Below are 14,900 nucleotides of genomic sequence, written 5' to 3'. Positions count from 1 at the left end.
CCGACCTGCCGGCCACAGCCAGCGCCACACCGGCCGTGCAACGGCAGACCCAGCCCACCGCCACCGACCCGGCACCGGCAACCGCACCGGCAACCCCGGCCATGCCCACCGTGCAGCGCCGGGCAGAACCCGCCGCGAGCGGCCCGGCAACCACCCCCGCCGGGCAGCGCCTGACGGAACCCGCGCAGCGGGCCGCGCCGCGCGTGCGTTCGGGGCTGGGGGAGCCCATGTCCTCGTTGCCGCCGAGCGCCGCCGTGCCCACGGCCAGACCACACGCGCGGCTGCAGGCCCCGGCCGTGCAGACACCCTTGCTGGGCGGCGCGGGCGACGCACACCGCCGTACCGCCGCCCCACCGGTCCAGCGGGCCACCGCCACCGCCGGCCCCCGACGCTCGGGCCCGGTCCCGCTCGTCGCCGCCCGCGCCGTCAGCGGCGGGACGGCCGCCGCGCCGGACGCTCCCCCCTCCCTCCAGCTGCTGGCCGCACGGCCCCTGGCCCTCGGTACCCGCAATGGGGCGGGTACGGACGGCGCGCCCGCCGCCGCACCCCGCCCGGCCGGTCGGCCCGTGGTCCCGGCGCGCTGGTCCGCCCCGTCCGCCGCCGCACCGCAGCCGATCCGACGAGCCTCGGCGCCCGCCACCCGCGCCCCCGCCACGCGCCCCGCACGCGCCGTGCGCCCGGCGCCCGCGTCGGCCGCGGCCCCCGCCGCGGCGGCTGCCCCTCTGCCGGTGACCGGCCCGTACACGCCACCGCTCGTGGTCCAGCCGGCCCCCGCCGCCCCGGCCTCCGGGTCCGTACCGGTCGTGCGCCCCAGGGCGTCGGCTCCCGCCGCCGTCCCGGTCCCGCCCGGCCCCGTACCGCCGCCGAGCGGCCCGCCGCCGCCCGTACAGCGCGACACGGGTCGGGCCGGTCGGACCGGTCCCGGCCCGGCCCACCCCGTCACCGCGGCTCGCCGGACCGAGGGCGGCCGAGACGCCGCGCCCCAGGGCGGTGGCGACCTCGACCTGGACGACCTGGCGCGGCGCCTGCTCGACCCGGTCGCGCGCCTCCTGCGCACCGAGTTGCGGCGCGGCCGGGAACGCGCGGGCAGGCCCTTCGACGGGCGCCGCTGAGAACACGTACGAACGAGAAACGGACGACGACGGACCGATGACGGACAACATCTTCGCGACCAGCGTGTTCTTCCGGCTGGCGATCGGCGGCAACGACCTGGGCGCCTTCCACACCTGCTCGGGCATGGGCGCCGAGGTCGAGATGGAGAGCTACGCCGAGGGCGGCAACAACGGCTTCACGTGGCAGCTGCCCGGCCGTGTGACCTGGTCGAACATCACCCTCACCCGGCCCGTCACCGCGGACACGGCGAAGATCGGCCGCTGGCTGGACGAGACGCTGCGCCGGGTCGAGCCCAAGGACGGCGAGATCGTGGCGCTGCGCCCCGACCTGAGCCGGATCATCAGCTGGCAGGTGTTCGGGATCGTCCCGGTGCGCTGGCAGGGCCCGTCCTTCGACCCCGCCAACTCCGCCGCGGCGGTCGAGACGTTGGAGATCGCCCACCAGGGGCTGCTGCCCTCCTGACCGCCCGTCCCCATCCGTCCTAGTCCCCATCCGTCCCCGTCCCCATCCGTCCCCGTCCCACCGCCCCGGAAGGAAGTCCACGGCATGGCCTCTTCGGCACGCGCCAGCCGCGCCCGGGCCCAGCTCACTCTCAAGGAGCCCCCGGCCTCCGTCGGAGCCAAGCCCGGCGGGACGATCGCCCGGCTCGACCTGCAGTTCAACCCCTCGACCCTGCAGTTGGGGAAGACCACCGAGTGGCGGCGCTCCCCGTCCAGGATGGCAGGCCAGTCGGCGCTGCCCGAGTTCGTCGGCAGCGGCCCCCGCACCCTGAGCCTGGACGTGTTCCTGGACGCCACCGCCACCCACGACAACTCGGTGGAGCAGGCGGTGGAGAAGCTGATGAAGGCGTGCGTGCCGACGCCGGCCAGCCTGGGCCGCAAGAAACCCGCGAGCCCCTGGGTGCGCTTCGAATGGGGCAGTGCGCGGACGACGTCGTTCGACGGGGTCCTGTCGAACCTGTCCGTGTCGTACACGCTCTTCGACGTGGACGGCAAGCCGCTGCGGGCCACCTGCTCGCTGTCCATCGAGGAGGCGAGCGTCGACCCGCCCGGCCAGAACCCGACCTCCGGCTCCCGCACCGCCCGCAGCACGCACACCGTGGTGGCCGGCGACAGCCTGGCCATGCTGGCCTGGCGCGAATACGGCGACGCGACGGCCTGGCGGGTCATCGCGGAGGCCAACGGCATGGACGACCCGATGGCACTCGTCCCCGGCACCGAGATCGTGGTGCCGGGCACGCGGGACCAGCACGGCGAGGAGGAACAGCGGTGAGCGGGTCCGAGCCCGGAGGCCGGTCGTTCGCGGCCGACCCCATCGTGGAAGCCCCCGGTGAACTGCCGCAGATCTGGGCGGCGCAACTGGTCTCCTGTGTCGTCGACGAGAACGTGGGCCTGCCCGACACCGCGCTGCTCACCTACCGCGACCCCGACCACGAGTTCCTGCGCGCCACCGGCATCACCATCGGCACCCCGCTGCGGGTATCGGTGGCGACGGTGAAGGGGCAGGCCCGGGAGCGGCTGTTCAACGGCGAGGTCACGGCCCTGGAGATCGACCGGGACCGTACCGGCTCGTTCACCGTCGTACGCGCCTACTCCAAGGCGCACCGCCTCCAGCGCGGCCGCAAGGTCGTCGCCTACCGGAACATGACGGCCGCCGCCATCGTCCGCAAGGTGGCCGCCGGAGCGGGTCTGGCCGTCGGCAAGGTGGAGGCCGCCCCGGTCACGTACAAGCAGCTGTCCCAGGCGAACGTCTCCGACTGGGACTTCCTGCAGTACCTCGCCGGCGAGAGCGGCGCACAGGTACGCGTCGACGACAAGGGGCTGCTGCAGTTCACCCGGCCCGTGAAGGCATCCGGGGCGCCCGCCCCGTCGACGTCGGCGGTACGCGACCCGATGGTCCTGGAGTACGGGCGCAACCTCCTCGCCCTGCGGGCCGCCCTGTCGGCCGCCGACGGCGCCTCGAAGGTGCAGGTGCGCGGCTGGGACGTGACCACGAAGCGGCCGCTCGTCGCCGAGCAGCCGTCCGTGGTCAGCGACACGGTGGTGCCGGGCCTCGGCCCGCAGACCACCGCCCGTTTCGGGGCGGCGTCCGTGTCCGTCACCGACACCCCCTACCGCACGCAGGCCGAGACGACGGCGGTCGCGAAGGCGACGGCGGCCCAGATCAGCTCCGGCTTCGGCGAACTGGAGGCGGTGGCCGAGGGCAACCCGCTGCTGCGGGCCGGCAAGCCCGTCGCGCTCGGCAACGTCGGGCAGGCGTTCTCCGGCCGGTACACGGCCACCGCCGTCCAGCACGTCCTGGAGCCGCACGGCGGCTTCCGCACGACCGTGTGGGTCAGCGCAAGCCCCGACCGCTCCCTGACCGGCCTGGTGACCGGCGCCAACGCGCCGGGGCGCGGACCGCGCATCCCCGGTCTGGCGATCGGCGTGGTGACGGACGTGCGCGAGCCGAACGGCTCCCAGCGCGGCGCGGTCCGGCTGAAGTTCCCGTGGCTGGACGACACGTACACCACCGACTGGGTCCGCACCGTCCAGTGGGGCGGCAAGGGCGGCGGCGGCGTGGTCAGTCCCGAGGTCAACGACGAGGTGCTCGTAGGCTTCGAGCAGGGCCTGCTCGACAGCCCGTACGTCATCGGCGGCCTCTACAACGGCGTCGACCAGCCCTCGCCGCACGACGTGCCGCTGATCGACAGGACGAGCGGCAAGGTCAACCGCCGCTCCGTCGTGTCGCGTTCGGGCCACCGCGTGGAACTGCTGGACGCGGCGGCACCGGGCCCCTCCGGGTTGCGGCTGGTCACCGGGGACGAGCGGCTCGAAGTACGCATGGACGACCGCCGGGACCGGATCGAACTCACCGTGTACGCGGGCCGGGGCCGCCCGCTGACCTCCGTCCTCATGGACAGGAACGGCATCACGCTCGACGCCCGGCAGGGCACCGTGAAGGTGTCCGGCCGCCAGGTGGACATCGACGGCACCGCCGGGGTCAGCATCGGCGGCCGGTCGGTGAAGGTGTCCGGAACCGCGGACGTCACGGTCAACGGCGGCCTGCTCGCCGTCCTCAAGGCCCGCCTGATCCGCATCAACTGACGCCCGCCAAGCCCCCCCCTACGCCACGACCGCCGTCCCCGAGGAGCATCCGATGCCAGCCGCAGCCCGTACCGGCGACCCCACCAACCACGGTGGCCGGCTCGCCACGCCACCGCCCGGCGCCGCCGCGGCGGTGGCCACGGTGCTGATCGGCGGCCGGCCCGCCGCCGTCGTGGGCAGCCTGCACGTCTGCGTGGTCCCGCCGCACGCCGCCCTCGGACCGGCCAACGTGATCATGCCGAACCCGGCCGCCCTCGCCTCGGGGACCGTCCTCATCGGCGGACTGCCCGCCGCACGCGCCCGCGACCAGACCTCGTGCGGCGCGATGGTCCTCACCGGCGCCCTCGACGTCCTGATCGGAGGCGTGTGATGAGCGAACGCTTCATCGGACGCGGCTGGGCGTTCCCCCTGCGGGTCGGCCCGACCGGCGGGATCGCCATGGTCGAGCGCGAACGCGAGCTGGAAGAGGCCATCCGCCTCGTCCTGGGCACCGCGCCCGGCGAACGGCCCATGCGGCCCGAATTCGGCTGCGGCATACACGAGTACGTCTTCGCCCCCGGCGACGGCGACACCGCCGGACGCGTCGCCCAGCAGGTGCGCGAGGCCCTGGAACGCTGGGAGCCCCGGATCGGCGTCGACGACGTCGTCGTCGCCTTCGACGCCGTCGAGGCGGGCACCCTCTACATCGACGTGCACTACACGGTGCGCACCACCAACGACCGGCGCAACCTGGTCTTCCCCTTCTACACGATCCCCTCCGAGGAGGGGGCCGAGGAAATGGTCGCGGACTGATGGCCCTGCCCTCCCCCAACCTGGACGACCGACGGTTCCAGCAACTCGTCGACGAGGCGAAGCGGTACGTGCAGCAGCGCGCCCCGGAGTGGACCGACCACAACGTCTCCGACCCGGGCGTCACCCTCATCGAGACGTTCGCCTACCTCGTGGACCAGCTGCTGTACCGGCTCAACCGGGTCCCCGACAAGAACTACCTGGCGTTCCTCGACCTGCTGGGCATCCAGCTGTACCCGCCCTCGGCGGCCGCCGCCGACGTCGACTTCTGGCTGTCGGCCCCCCAGTCCGACACCGTCACCCTGCCCGCGGGCACCGAGGTGACCACCGAGGCGACCACCGCGGCCGGCGACACCGAGGAGGCCGTGGTCTTCGCCACCACCGACGACCTGCGCATCCTGCCCAGCGAGCTGACGAAGCTGGTCACCGCACCCCGCACCGGCGAACCGGCCGACCGGACCGGCGCGCTCGCCGAGGGCCGCGACATACGGTGCTTCCAGGCGACGCCCGAACCCGGCGACGCCCTGCTCTTCGGCCTGCCCACGGCGGTACCGCGCTGCGTCGTCGCGGTACGCCTCGACAGCCGCGTCGAAGGCGTCGGGGTCGACCCGCGCCAGCCCCCACTGGTGTGGGAGGCCTGGGACGGCAGCCGGTGGCGGCGCTGCGCCACGGACTCCGACAGCACCGGCGGCCTCAACCGGCCCGGCGAGATCATCGTCTACGTCCCGGCCGGCCACACCGCGTCGGTGATCAGCGGAACCCGCGCGGGCTGGCTGCGCTGCCGGGTCACCGAACCCGAGCCCGGCCAGCCGTTCTACTCCGAGTCCCCGACCGTGCGCGAGGCGGCCGTCTTCACCGTCGGCGGCACCATGACCGTGGAACACGCCGAGCGCGTGAGCGACGTACCGCTCGGCGCGTCGGAGGGCGTGGCCGGGCAGAGCTTCCGCCTCGGCCGCCCGCCCGTCCTCCTCGACGGGGAACCCCCGGTGGTGGAGGTGTCCTCCCCGGAGGGCTGGCAGCGCTGGGACGTCGTCGAGCACTTCGGCCGCTCCGGGCCCGACGACCGGCACGTCCGTCTGGACGCCACCACCGGCGAGTTCTCCTTCCCGCCGGTGCTGCGCGAGGCCGACGGCAGCCTGCGCGCCTGCGGCGCCGTACCGCCCAAGGGCTCCCGGATCCGCGTGGCCCGCTACCGCACGGGCGGCGGCCCGGCGGGCAACGTCTCGCGCGGCGCGATCTCCGTACTGCGCAGCTCCGTCCCGTACATAGCCCGGGTCGCCAACCGGGAGGCGGCGCGCGGCGGCGTCGCCGGTGAGACCGTCGACAACGCCAAGCTGCGCGCCCCTGAGGCACTGCGCATGCAGGAACGCGCGGTCACCGCCGAGGACTACGAGATCATCGCCCGCCGGGCGGCGCCCTCGGTGCGCCGGGTGCGCTGCCTGCCCGCCACGGACGGCGGGCGCGGCGCGGGCTCCGTACGCGTCCTCGTGGTGCCCGACGCGGTCGCCGACGAGGGCGACCGGCTCCGGTTCGAACAGCTGATCCCGTCCGACCAGGTCCTCGCCGCGATCACCACGACCCTCGACGAACGGCGCCTGATCGGCACCGGCCTGGTCGTGGAACCCCCCGTCTACCAGGGCGTCACCGTCGTCGCCCGGCTGTCGGCGCCCTCCGCCGAAGCCGACCGGGTGCGCGACGCGGCGCTCGCCGCACTGTTCCGGCACCTCGACCCGCTGCGCGGCGGACCCGACGGCACCGGCTGGCCGTTCGGCCGGCCCGTGCAGTACGGCGAGGTGTTCGGCGTACTGCAACGTGCCGTCGGGGACGTCCTGGTGGAGGAGATCCGGTTGTTCGCCGCCGACCCGATCACGGGGCGGCGCGGTGCCCCGGTCGACCGCATCGACATCGGCGCAGGCACGCTCGTCTTCTCCTACCAGCACCAGGTCGTCGTGGCGGAGCCCGAGGTACACGGATGAGCCGCGCCGCCGTACCCGGCCTGCCGAGCCGGCACCCGATCGGCGGGCAGCTGCCCGCGCTGTACGCCGACGACGACTTCGCCCAGCGGTTCACGGCGGGCCTGGACACGGTCCTGGCCCCGGTCTTCACGACCCTCGACAACCTGCCCTCGTACTTCGACCCCCGACTGGCACCGGCCGACTTCCTGTCCTGGCTGGCCTCCTGGGTCGGCGGGGCGGACGACCCCGACTGGCCGACCGCCCTGCGGCGCGAGGCGGTGGCCCGCGCGGTGGAGCTGCACCGGTGGCGCGGTACCCGGCGCGGCCTCGTCGAGGCACTGCGCCTGGTCCTCGGCGTGTCCGCCGACGTCAGCGGGGACGGCGGGGCCGTCTGGTCCCGCACGGCCGGTACCGAGCCGATCCCCGTGGCGGCCGGCGAGGTCCTCGTACGGGTGTGGCCGCGCGGCACGGACACCGCGCACGGGGTGGACGCCGAGCGGGTCCGCGCCCTCGTCCGCACCCTGTGTCCCGTGCACACGGTCTGCCGGGTGGAGATCCTGCCCGGTCCCCCCTCGCCCGAAGGGAGCTGACGGCAATGCGCACGTGTCCCGCATGCGGGGCCTCCAACGCCCCGACGGACGACTTCTGCGCCAACTGCGGCGCCTACCTCAACTGGTCCTCCCCCACCCGCTCACCGGCCCCTGACCCCGACCCGGAGGCCGTCCCCGAGGGCGGCACGCCCCGCCGGACCCCGCCCCGGACGGACCCGGCCCGGCCCGACACCTCCGAGGCCGACCGCACCGGGCAGGGCACGGCCCAGGAGGCCACCCCCCGCAGCGGCCCGGCCCAGGGAGCCATGGGCGGCCAAACCGGCACCTCGAGGGACAGCGCTGCCCGGGGGACCACCCCTGAGGCCGCCGCACCACGGCAGGGCGCGGCCCGGGACACGACCCAGGACGCCATCCGGGCCGAGGCACGCCGCGAAGGGAACGACACCGCCGGCCGGCACACCCCCCAGCCCGCCACGGCCCAGGACAACCCTCCGGCGCTCCGGCGGGGCACGCCCCGGCACGGGACGGCCGCCCAGGCCGCAGCGCCCGCGGAAAGCACTGCCCGGGGGACCGCCCCCGGGAACACAACGCCCCAAAACGGCACCGCCGATCAGGGCACGGCCCAGGACGCGACGCCCCATGGCGGGACGGACCGAGGTGGCATGTCCCGGCAGGGCGCGGCCGAGGGCGCGCCGCGGCATGGGGCCACGCCCCCCGACGGCACCCCCCGACGGGCCACAGCCCACGACCCCGCTGCGGACGGCACCGCCCAGGGCGACGCACCCCGCGGCGCCATTCCCCGGCAGGACACACTTCAACGCACCGCGCCCCGAGCCACCACACCCCAAGCGGCCATCCCCCACGGCGCACCCGCCCAACAGGCCACCCCGCAGGGCGGAACTCACGGACAGGACACCGCACCGAACACAGCACCCCCGAGCGGCGCACCCCAGCCCGGGACTGCCCGAGAAGACACCGCCCAAGCCAGCGCGCCCCGAGCCACCACACCCCAGGGGGCCGACCACCACGACGGACCCGCCCACCAGGGGACCCTTCACGGCGGAACTCCCGAACCGGGCACGCCCCCGGGCGGCGGGGCCGCCGGCACGCCCCCGGGCGGCGGGGCCGCCGGCACGCCCCCGGGCGGCGGGGCCGCCGGCACGCCCCCGGGCGGCGGGGCCGCCGGCACGCCGCTGGGCGCGGGGCCCGCCCGGCAGGACACGCGGCAGGGCGCAGGCCACGAGGCCGCCGCACAGGGGCGCGCCCCGCGCCAGGACGCAGCCCGGGGGGGTGCGACGGACGACGGGGCGGAGTCCGCCGCGCCCTGGTCCGGCCCCGCCGAGCGGTGGTTGTCCCGGCTTCGCCGGAGGCCCTCCGCCTCCGCAGCCGCCGGGACGGAGTCCGGCGCCGCCGCGGACCGGCGGTGGCCACGGCCGGGCATGCGGCCCGGTCGGCCCGCGCCCCCCGGGGCGGAGCCGGACGCGGCTGCAGGGGGCCCGGGGCCCGCAGGGGGCCCGGCGGAGACCGGTCGGGCGGCAGAGGCCCCCTCGGCCGGGCCGGCGCCGGTGGCTCCGGCGCCCCCGGCTCCGCCCGCGCCGCGGCCCCCCGAACCTCCGGCGGCAGCGTCCCCCGCCCCTGTCCTGCCGGCCGTGCCTGTCGCGCCGCGGCCCGTCGTACGTCCCCTCGGGGCGAACGACGACGTCGCCGGCGTGCCGTGCCCGGCCTGCGGCACGCCCAACCCGCCCGACCGCCGTTTCTGCCGCCGCTGCGGGACACCGCTGACACCGCCCACCGCCACCACCCCCCTCCCGTGGTGGCGCACGGTCTGGCCGCTGCGCCGACGCACCCGCGCCGGCTCGGGCCGGATGGTCCGCTTCCTGGTGGTCCTGGCCGTCGTACTGGCCCTGTGCGCGGCCGGTTTCCTGCTGCTGCCCGCCGGACGGCACCTGGTGGAGGACACCCGGGACAAGCTCGGCAAGGCCAAGGCGGTGACCCCCACCCGCGTCCGGGCGAGCGCCGAGCTCCCCGGTCACCCGGTGGGCCAGGGCACGGACGGGCTCAGCAACCGCTACTGGGGCGCACCCGGCCCCGGCGCCTCGGCGACGTACACCTTCGGCAAGCCGTTCCGCCTGGTCGCAGTGATCATCACCAACGGCGCCTCGCCGGCACCCGAGGAGTACGCGAAGCAGGGACGGGCACTGCGCATCGACATGGAGGTCACGGCCCGGGACGGCACCACGGTCCACAAGAAGCTCGTCCTCAGTGACAAGCCCGGACCCCAGACGTTCCCCCTGGGCATCAGCGACGCCACGACGATCCGGCTGACCCTGGAGGAACCCGCCGGCTCGGGCCCGCAGGGCCCCCTCGCCCTCGCGGAGGTGGAGTTCTTCCAGCGCAGTCACATGCTGTGACCGTAAGGGTTCACCGAGGTCACAGCACGCGAACGGCCCCGGCCCGAGGCGCCGTCACGACGTCCCGCCCTGGCCGCCGACACGGGCCGGGCGCGGGCGTTCCGCACGGTCGGCGACGAGCGCACGGCCCGGACCGGCTGTCCGTAGGGTGGGCGGATGAAGAGGCAGATACGACTGGAGCCGTGGTCCGACCGGGACTTCCCGCTGCTGGAACGCACGAACGAACCGGCCATGACGCAGCACCTCGGCGGCCCCGAGTCCGACGAGAGGCTCCGAGACCGCCAGCGGCGCTACGAGGCCCTGAGCGCACGGGGGCCGGCCGCCGGCCGCATGTTCCGCGTGGTCCTGGAGGCCTCCGGCGACAGCGTCGGGTCCGTCGGCTTCTGGGAACGGCACTGGCGGGGCGAGCCGGTCTACGAGGCGGGCTGGGGCGTCCTGCCCGAGTTCCAGGGCCGCGGGCTGGCCGTGGCGGCCCTGACGGAACTCCTGGCCCACGTACGGGCCCACGGCACCCGCGACAGCGTGCACGCCTTTCCCGGAACGGACCACCCCGCCTCCAACGCCGTCTGCCGGCGCGTCGGCTTCGAATGTCTCGGCGAGGTCGATTTCGAGTATCCGCCCGGAGTGCCCCACCCGAGCCTCGACTGGCGCTACCGGGTGGGGCCGCGGCCCGAGGTCACGCCGTCAGGATGATCCGGCCGCGCACGCCCGGGGTCGCGAGCCGCTCGTGGGCCTTCGCCGCCTCGGCGAGCGGGAAGACGTCCCCGACCCGCAGGGTGAGCGCGCCCTCCTCGACGAGGGACACCAGGCGGGCCAGCAGCTCCCCGTCCGCGGCGACCTCCTGCTCCTCCACCCGGATGCCGCGCTCCGCCGCCGGGGCGTGGTTCGGGATCAGGCCCACGTAGACCCCGCCGTCGCGGACCGGGGCCAGCGCGGCCCCACCCAGGACCGCCGCGTCCAGGACCCCGTCCACCGGCCCGGCCGGAGCGCCGCCGCGCGGGACGAAGGCGGCCGCGCCCAGCGACCGTACGAGCTCCTCGTCCCCCGGACCCGCCAGGGCGGTCACCACCAGTCCGGCCCGCGCGGCGAGTTGCACCGCCAGGCCGCCGACCATCCCAGCGGCGCCGGTGACCAGCACCGAGGAGCCGGGGGCGAGCCCCAGCTGCTCCACGGCGCGGGCGGCGGTCAGGCCGGCCAGCGGCAGCGCCGCAGCGGCCAGGTCGTCCACCGCGGCCGGCGCGGCGGCCACTGCGGCGGCGTCGAGCACCACGTACTCGGCGTGCGTGCCCAGCGGCTTCACCGCGCCGTAGTGCAGGCCCACCACCCGGTCGCCGCGGCTCCAGCCGGTCACCTCCGGGCCGGTCTCGTCGATCTCCCCGGCGACGTCCCAGCCGAGGCCGAGCCGCTGTCCGGGGCCGCCGAAGATCCCGGCGCGGACCCCTGCGTCCACCGGGTTGAGCCCGGCGGCCGCGACCCGGATCCTGACCTGGCCGGCCTCCGGTCGGGGCACCGGCACCTCGGCCAGTTCGACCCGCTCCGGGCCGCCGAACCCGTTCACCACAGCCGCCAGCATCGTCCGCTCGCTCATCGTTCTCCCCGTTTCCGTCGTCTTCGCTCGTTCCGATGACCACTAACCTACGGAGAGGTACTCTCCTTTCGTAAGTACGCACTCGAAGGTGCGTACCGGACCTGGAAGTGGGTGCCCATGGCCACCAGCACCGCCGCGGCCCGCCGCGAAGAAGCCCGATCCGCCTACGACGCCTTCCTCAAGGAGTGCCCCACCAGCCAGCTCCTGGCCCGCATCAGCGACAAGTGGGTCGGCCTCGTCGTCAGCGCCCTCGGCGAGGCCGACGACCGATCCATGCGCTACAGCGACCTCGGCCGCAAGATCCCCGGCGTCAGCCAGAAGATGCTCACCCAGACCCTGCGCTCCCTCGAACGCGACGGCCTCGTCACCCGCCACGTCACCCCCACGGTCCCCGTCCGCGTCGACTACCGGCTCACGGACCTCGGCAGCAGCCTCGGCTGCCTGCTCTCCTCCGTGAAGGTCTGGGCCGAGAACCACTTCGACGAGGTCAACGCCCACCGCGACACCTACGACCGGGCCGCCGCGGCCTCCTGAAATCAGGCGCGACCACCTGCCCCGCAATGGCATGCTGACAGGGTGAACGGACCCGGCATTCAGCTCACCCTCGCCCCCGAACTGCGCCTCTTCGCCCCGCCCAGCCGGCGTGCGGACCGCGTACCGACGGCGACCGACGGCGCCTCCAGCCTCGGCCACGTCGTCGAATCCGCCGGGGTCCCGCTCACCGAGGTCGGTCGCCTTCTCGTCGACGGCCACGAGGTCCCCGTCTCCTACGTGCCCCAAGACGGCCAGAGCGTCGAGGTGTTCGGGGTCGATCGCCCCCAGCAGGTCCCAGGCGCCCCGCTCCGCTTCCTCCTCGACGTCCACCTCGGCACGCTCGCCCGCCGCCTGCGCCTGCTCGGCGTCGACGCCGCCTACGAGAACGAGGACATCGGCGACCCCGCCCTCGCCACCCGCTCCGCCGCCGAACGGCGCGTGCTGCTCTCCCGCGACCGCGGCCTGCTCCGCCGCCGCGAGATCTTCGCCGGCGCGTACGTCTACAGCGACAACCCCGACGAGCAACTGCGCGACGTCCTCGGTCGCTTCGCGCCAGCCCTGGCCCCGTGGACCCGCTGCACCGCATGCAACGGGCCGCTCCACGAAGCCGACAAGGAGAGCGTCGGCGACCGCCTGGAACACGGCACGCACCGCTCCTACGACGTCTTCGCGCAGTGCGCCGCATGCGAGCGCGTCTACTGGCGCGGCGCCCACCACGCCCGCCTGGAGCGGATCGTCGACGAGGCGCTCGTCGAGTTCGGCACCGCCTGACGAACGCCGCGCCCCGGGCCGGAGCCGAGACCTGCGCCCTCCTCCGAGCCGGAGCCGCAGCCGGGCCGGGCCCCGGCCGGATCCGGGCGGGTCAGCCGGCTGATCGGTCGGCTGATCGGCCGGCGGATCGGCCCCTAGAAGGCGTAGGCGTCACCCGTGTCCAGGGCCAGCACCACGGGCTCGTTGTTCGCGCGGTTCCGGTCCGTCGCACCGCCGTTCCACCACGTGTCCACCCGCACCACGACCTCGGGCACCCGCTCCCGCAACTCCAGCGCCAGCCCCACGTGCCGGCCCCGCCCGTGCAGCGGCAACGGCCCCGTCTCGCACACCACCTCCCGCAGCCCGGCCCGCGCGCATCCCCCGGCCAGCTGCTGCCGGTCCGCCAGGTCCGCCGACAACCGCACCCGGAGCGTCGCGTTCGGCAGCGCGGCCGGCCCGTCGTTCTCCGGAACCAGCCAGACCCGCAGCTGCGACCCGGCCAGGGCCACCCGGCCGTGATAGGACACGTCGGCCTCCGGCCCGGCCCAGCCCGAACCCCACGCCTGCGCCGGCCCGGGCACACCCGCCCCGAGCGCCAGCAACCCCGCCACCACCACACTCCGTACGGCGACACGGCGCACCGCCACCACCTCCTCGCGTCTCGCGCGGAGGCTAGCCCGCGGCGTCCCCGGAAAGTCGGACCATCACACGAATGAGGGCGCGCCCTCCCCCATCTGCCCTGCGTACCTTTGAGCCATGCTGATCGTCCGCTCCGCCGCCCTCTTCTCCCTCGCCGCACTCCTGGAGATCGGCGGCGCCTGGCTCGTCTGGCAGGGCGTGCGCGAACACAGGGGATGGGCCTGGATCGGCGCAGGCGTGATCGCCCTCGGCCTCTACGGCTTCGTCGCCACCCTCCAGCCCCAGGGCGACTTCGCCCGGGTCCTCGCCGCCTACGGAGGTGTCTTCGTCGCCGGCTCCCTCGCCTGGGGCGCCGTCGCCGACGGCTACCGCCCCGACCGCTGGGACGTCGTCGGCGCCCTCGTCTGCCTCGCCGGAATGGCCGTGATCATGTACGCCCCGCGCGGCCGCTGAGCCGCCCCGCCACGCCTATGCTGGCGGGTGATCGCCCGTACGAACGACCGAGGAGCCCGCACATGAGCACGGCCGCCAACCGAACCGCCGTAGTCACCGGCGCGAGCAGCGGCATCGGCGCGGCCACCGCCCGGCAGCTCGCCGCGGCCGGCTACCACGTCGTCCTCACCGCACGCCGCAAGGACCGCATCGAGGCCCTCGCCGCCGAGCTCACCGGGGCCGGGCACTCCGCGACCGCCCACGCCCTCGACGTCACCGACCGCGCCGCCGTCGACGCCCTCGCCGCCTCCCTCGACCGCTGCGACGTCCTCGTCAACAACGCGGGCGGCGCCATCGGCGCCGAGCCCGTCGCCACCGGCGACGCCGCCGACTGGCGCACCATGTACGAGGTCAACGTCATCGGCACGCTCAACGTCACCCAGGCGCTGCTCCCCGCCCTCACCGCCTCCGGCGACGGCACGGTCGTGGTCCTCTCCTCCACCGCCGGCCACGCCACCTACGAGGGCGGCGCCGGCTACGTCGCCGCCAAGAACGGCGCCCGCGTCCTGGCCGAAACCCTCCGCCTGGAGATCGTCGGCCAGCCCGTGCGCGTCATCGAGATCGCGCCCGGCATGGTCCGGACGGAGGAGTTCGCGAAGACCCGCTTCCGCGGCGACGCGGAGAAGGCCGACAAGGTCTACGCGGGCGTCGCCGAGCCCCTGACCGCCGACGACGTGGCCGACACCATCACCTGGGCGGTGACCCGCCCCAGCCACGTCAACATCGACCTCCTGGTGGTCCGCCCCCGCGCCCAGGCCTCGAACACGAAGGTCCACCGCGAGCTGTAGGAGCGTCCCGCACTCCTCAGGTGCCGCATCAGGGCCGCCGGAGTCCGCCCGGCGGCCGTCACCGCGTCCAGGACCCTCCCCAGGCCCGCCACCGGACGCGGAGTGGACGGGGGCGCGTCACCCGAGGGCGCCGTACGAAGCCGTCCCTGGCAGCAAGAACAGGACGCCACGAGGAGGCGGTCCTCTTCACCGACGGCTCCTGAC

At 75.4% G+C, this 14,900-nt stretch carries 15 protein-coding genes and 1 pseudogene; 14 read left to right on the top strand and 2 right to left on the bottom strand.

All coding sequences use genetic code 11. The features are described 5' to 3' along the window. The 10 genes and pseudogenes from ACZ6JS_RS19615 to ACZ6JS_RS19570 all read left to right on the top strand — a co-directional run. Positions 1-1,112: pseudogene (locus tag ACZ6JS_RS19615) on the top strand (hypothetical protein); the annotation flags it as partial. Positions 1,113-1,149: 37 nt separating this feature from the next. Further along, on the top strand, positions 1,150-1,575 hold the full coding sequence (locus ACZ6JS_RS19610; RefSeq protein WP_030710062.1) for a phage tail protein: 426 nt from the start codon (positions 1,150-1,152) through the stop codon (positions 1,573-1,575). A gap of 84 nt (positions 1,576-1,659) precedes the next feature. Beyond that, the gene (locus ACZ6JS_RS19605; RefSeq protein ID WP_469299486.1) at positions 1,660-2,385 is read left to right on the top strand and encodes a CIS tube protein; all 726 of its coding nucleotides are present in this window, start codon (positions 1,660-1,662) and stop codon (positions 2,383-2,385) included. Beyond that, positions 2,382-4,199, top strand: a complete 1,818-nt coding sequence (locus ACZ6JS_RS19600; RefSeq protein ID WP_469299485.1) for a VgrG-related protein — start codon at positions 2,382-2,384, stop codon at positions 4,197-4,199. The genes ACZ6JS_RS19605 and ACZ6JS_RS19600 overlap by 4 nt, the downstream gene beginning before the upstream one ends. 52 nt (positions 4,200-4,251) lie before the next feature. Then, entirely contained in the window at positions 4,252-4,569 is a 318-nt protein-coding gene (locus tag ACZ6JS_RS19595; protein WP_469299484.1) for a PAAR domain-containing protein, read from the top strand. Further along, the gene (locus tag ACZ6JS_RS19590) at positions 4,569-4,991 is read left to right on the top strand and encodes a GPW/gp25 family protein (protein WP_469299482.1); all 423 of its coding nucleotides are present in this window, start codon (positions 4,569-4,571) and stop codon (positions 4,989-4,991) included. Before ACZ6JS_RS19595 ends, ACZ6JS_RS19590 begins: the two co-directional genes overlap by 1 nt. Then, on the top strand, positions 4,991-6,964 hold the full coding sequence (locus ACZ6JS_RS19585; protein ID WP_469299481.1) for a putative baseplate assembly protein: 1,974 nt from the start codon (positions 4,991-4,993) through the stop codon (positions 6,962-6,964). Before ACZ6JS_RS19590 ends, ACZ6JS_RS19585 begins: the two co-directional genes overlap by 1 nt. Further along, a complete protein-coding gene (locus ACZ6JS_RS19580; protein WP_469299479.1) occupies positions 6,961-7,533 on the top strand; it encodes a phage tail protein in 573 nt (190 codons plus the stop codon). Before ACZ6JS_RS19585 ends, ACZ6JS_RS19580 begins: the two co-directional genes overlap by 4 nt. Positions 7,534-9,143: 1,610 nt before the next feature. Continuing rightward, on the top strand, positions 9,144-9,905 hold the full coding sequence (locus ACZ6JS_RS19575; RefSeq protein ID WP_469299477.1) for an NADase-type glycan-binding domain-containing protein: 762 nt from the start codon (positions 9,144-9,146) through the stop codon (positions 9,903-9,905). A gap of 156 nt (positions 9,906-10,061) precedes the next feature. Then, positions 10,062-10,598, top strand: a complete 537-nt coding sequence (locus ACZ6JS_RS19570; protein WP_469299476.1) for a GNAT family N-acetyltransferase — start codon at positions 10,062-10,064, stop codon at positions 10,596-10,598. Here ACZ6JS_RS19570 and ACZ6JS_RS19565 read toward each other — a convergent pair. Continuing rightward, the gene (locus ACZ6JS_RS19565; RefSeq protein ID WP_469299905.1) at positions 10,582-11,478 is read right to left on the bottom strand and encodes an NADP-dependent oxidoreductase; all 897 of its coding nucleotides are present in this window, start codon (positions 11,476-11,478) and stop codon (positions 10,582-10,584) included. The two genes, ACZ6JS_RS19570 and ACZ6JS_RS19565, sit on opposite strands and share 17 nt — an antisense overlap. Before the next feature lie 132 nt (positions 11,479-11,610). Between ACZ6JS_RS19565 and ACZ6JS_RS19560 the strand changes: the two genes are divergently transcribed. Together ACZ6JS_RS19560 and ACZ6JS_RS19555 are read left to right on the top strand one after the other, a co-directional pair. Next, positions 11,611-12,027: a winged helix-turn-helix transcriptional regulator gene (locus tag ACZ6JS_RS19560; RefSeq protein ID WP_469299474.1), complete on the top strand. Its 417-nt coding sequence runs from the start codon at positions 11,611-11,613 to the stop codon at positions 12,025-12,027. 42 nt (positions 12,028-12,069) lie between these two features. Continuing rightward, complete coding sequence (locus ACZ6JS_RS19555; protein WP_469299472.1) at positions 12,070-12,798, top strand: Mut7-C RNAse domain-containing protein; 729 nt, start codon at positions 12,070-12,072, stop codon at positions 12,796-12,798. Positions 12,799-12,932: 134 nt separating this feature from the next. Here ACZ6JS_RS19555 and ACZ6JS_RS19550 read toward each other — a convergent pair whose 3' ends face one another. Beyond that, positions 12,933-13,418: a hypothetical protein gene (locus ACZ6JS_RS19550; RefSeq protein ID WP_469299470.1), complete on the bottom strand. Its 486-nt coding sequence runs from the start codon at positions 13,416-13,418 to the stop codon at positions 12,933-12,935. Between the two features lie 115 nt (positions 13,419-13,533). Between ACZ6JS_RS19550 and ACZ6JS_RS19545 the strand changes: the two genes are divergently transcribed. Both ACZ6JS_RS19545 and ACZ6JS_RS19540 read left to right on the top strand, forming a co-directional pair. Then, positions 13,534-13,869 (top strand): YnfA family protein, encoded by a 336-nt coding sequence (locus ACZ6JS_RS19545; protein ID WP_469299468.1) that lies wholly within the window; start codon positions 13,534-13,536, stop codon positions 13,867-13,869. 62 nt (positions 13,870-13,931) lie between these two features. Further along, complete coding sequence (locus tag ACZ6JS_RS19540) at positions 13,932-14,696, top strand: SDR family NAD(P)-dependent oxidoreductase (protein ID WP_469299466.1); 765 nt, start codon at positions 13,932-13,934, stop codon at positions 14,694-14,696. Positions 14,697-14,900 lie beyond the last annotated feature (204 nt).

The sequence above is a fragment of the Streptomyces sp. NPDC046349 genome, assembly GCF_055587885.1.
This window is presented reverse-complemented; position numbering and strand designations above follow the sequence as displayed.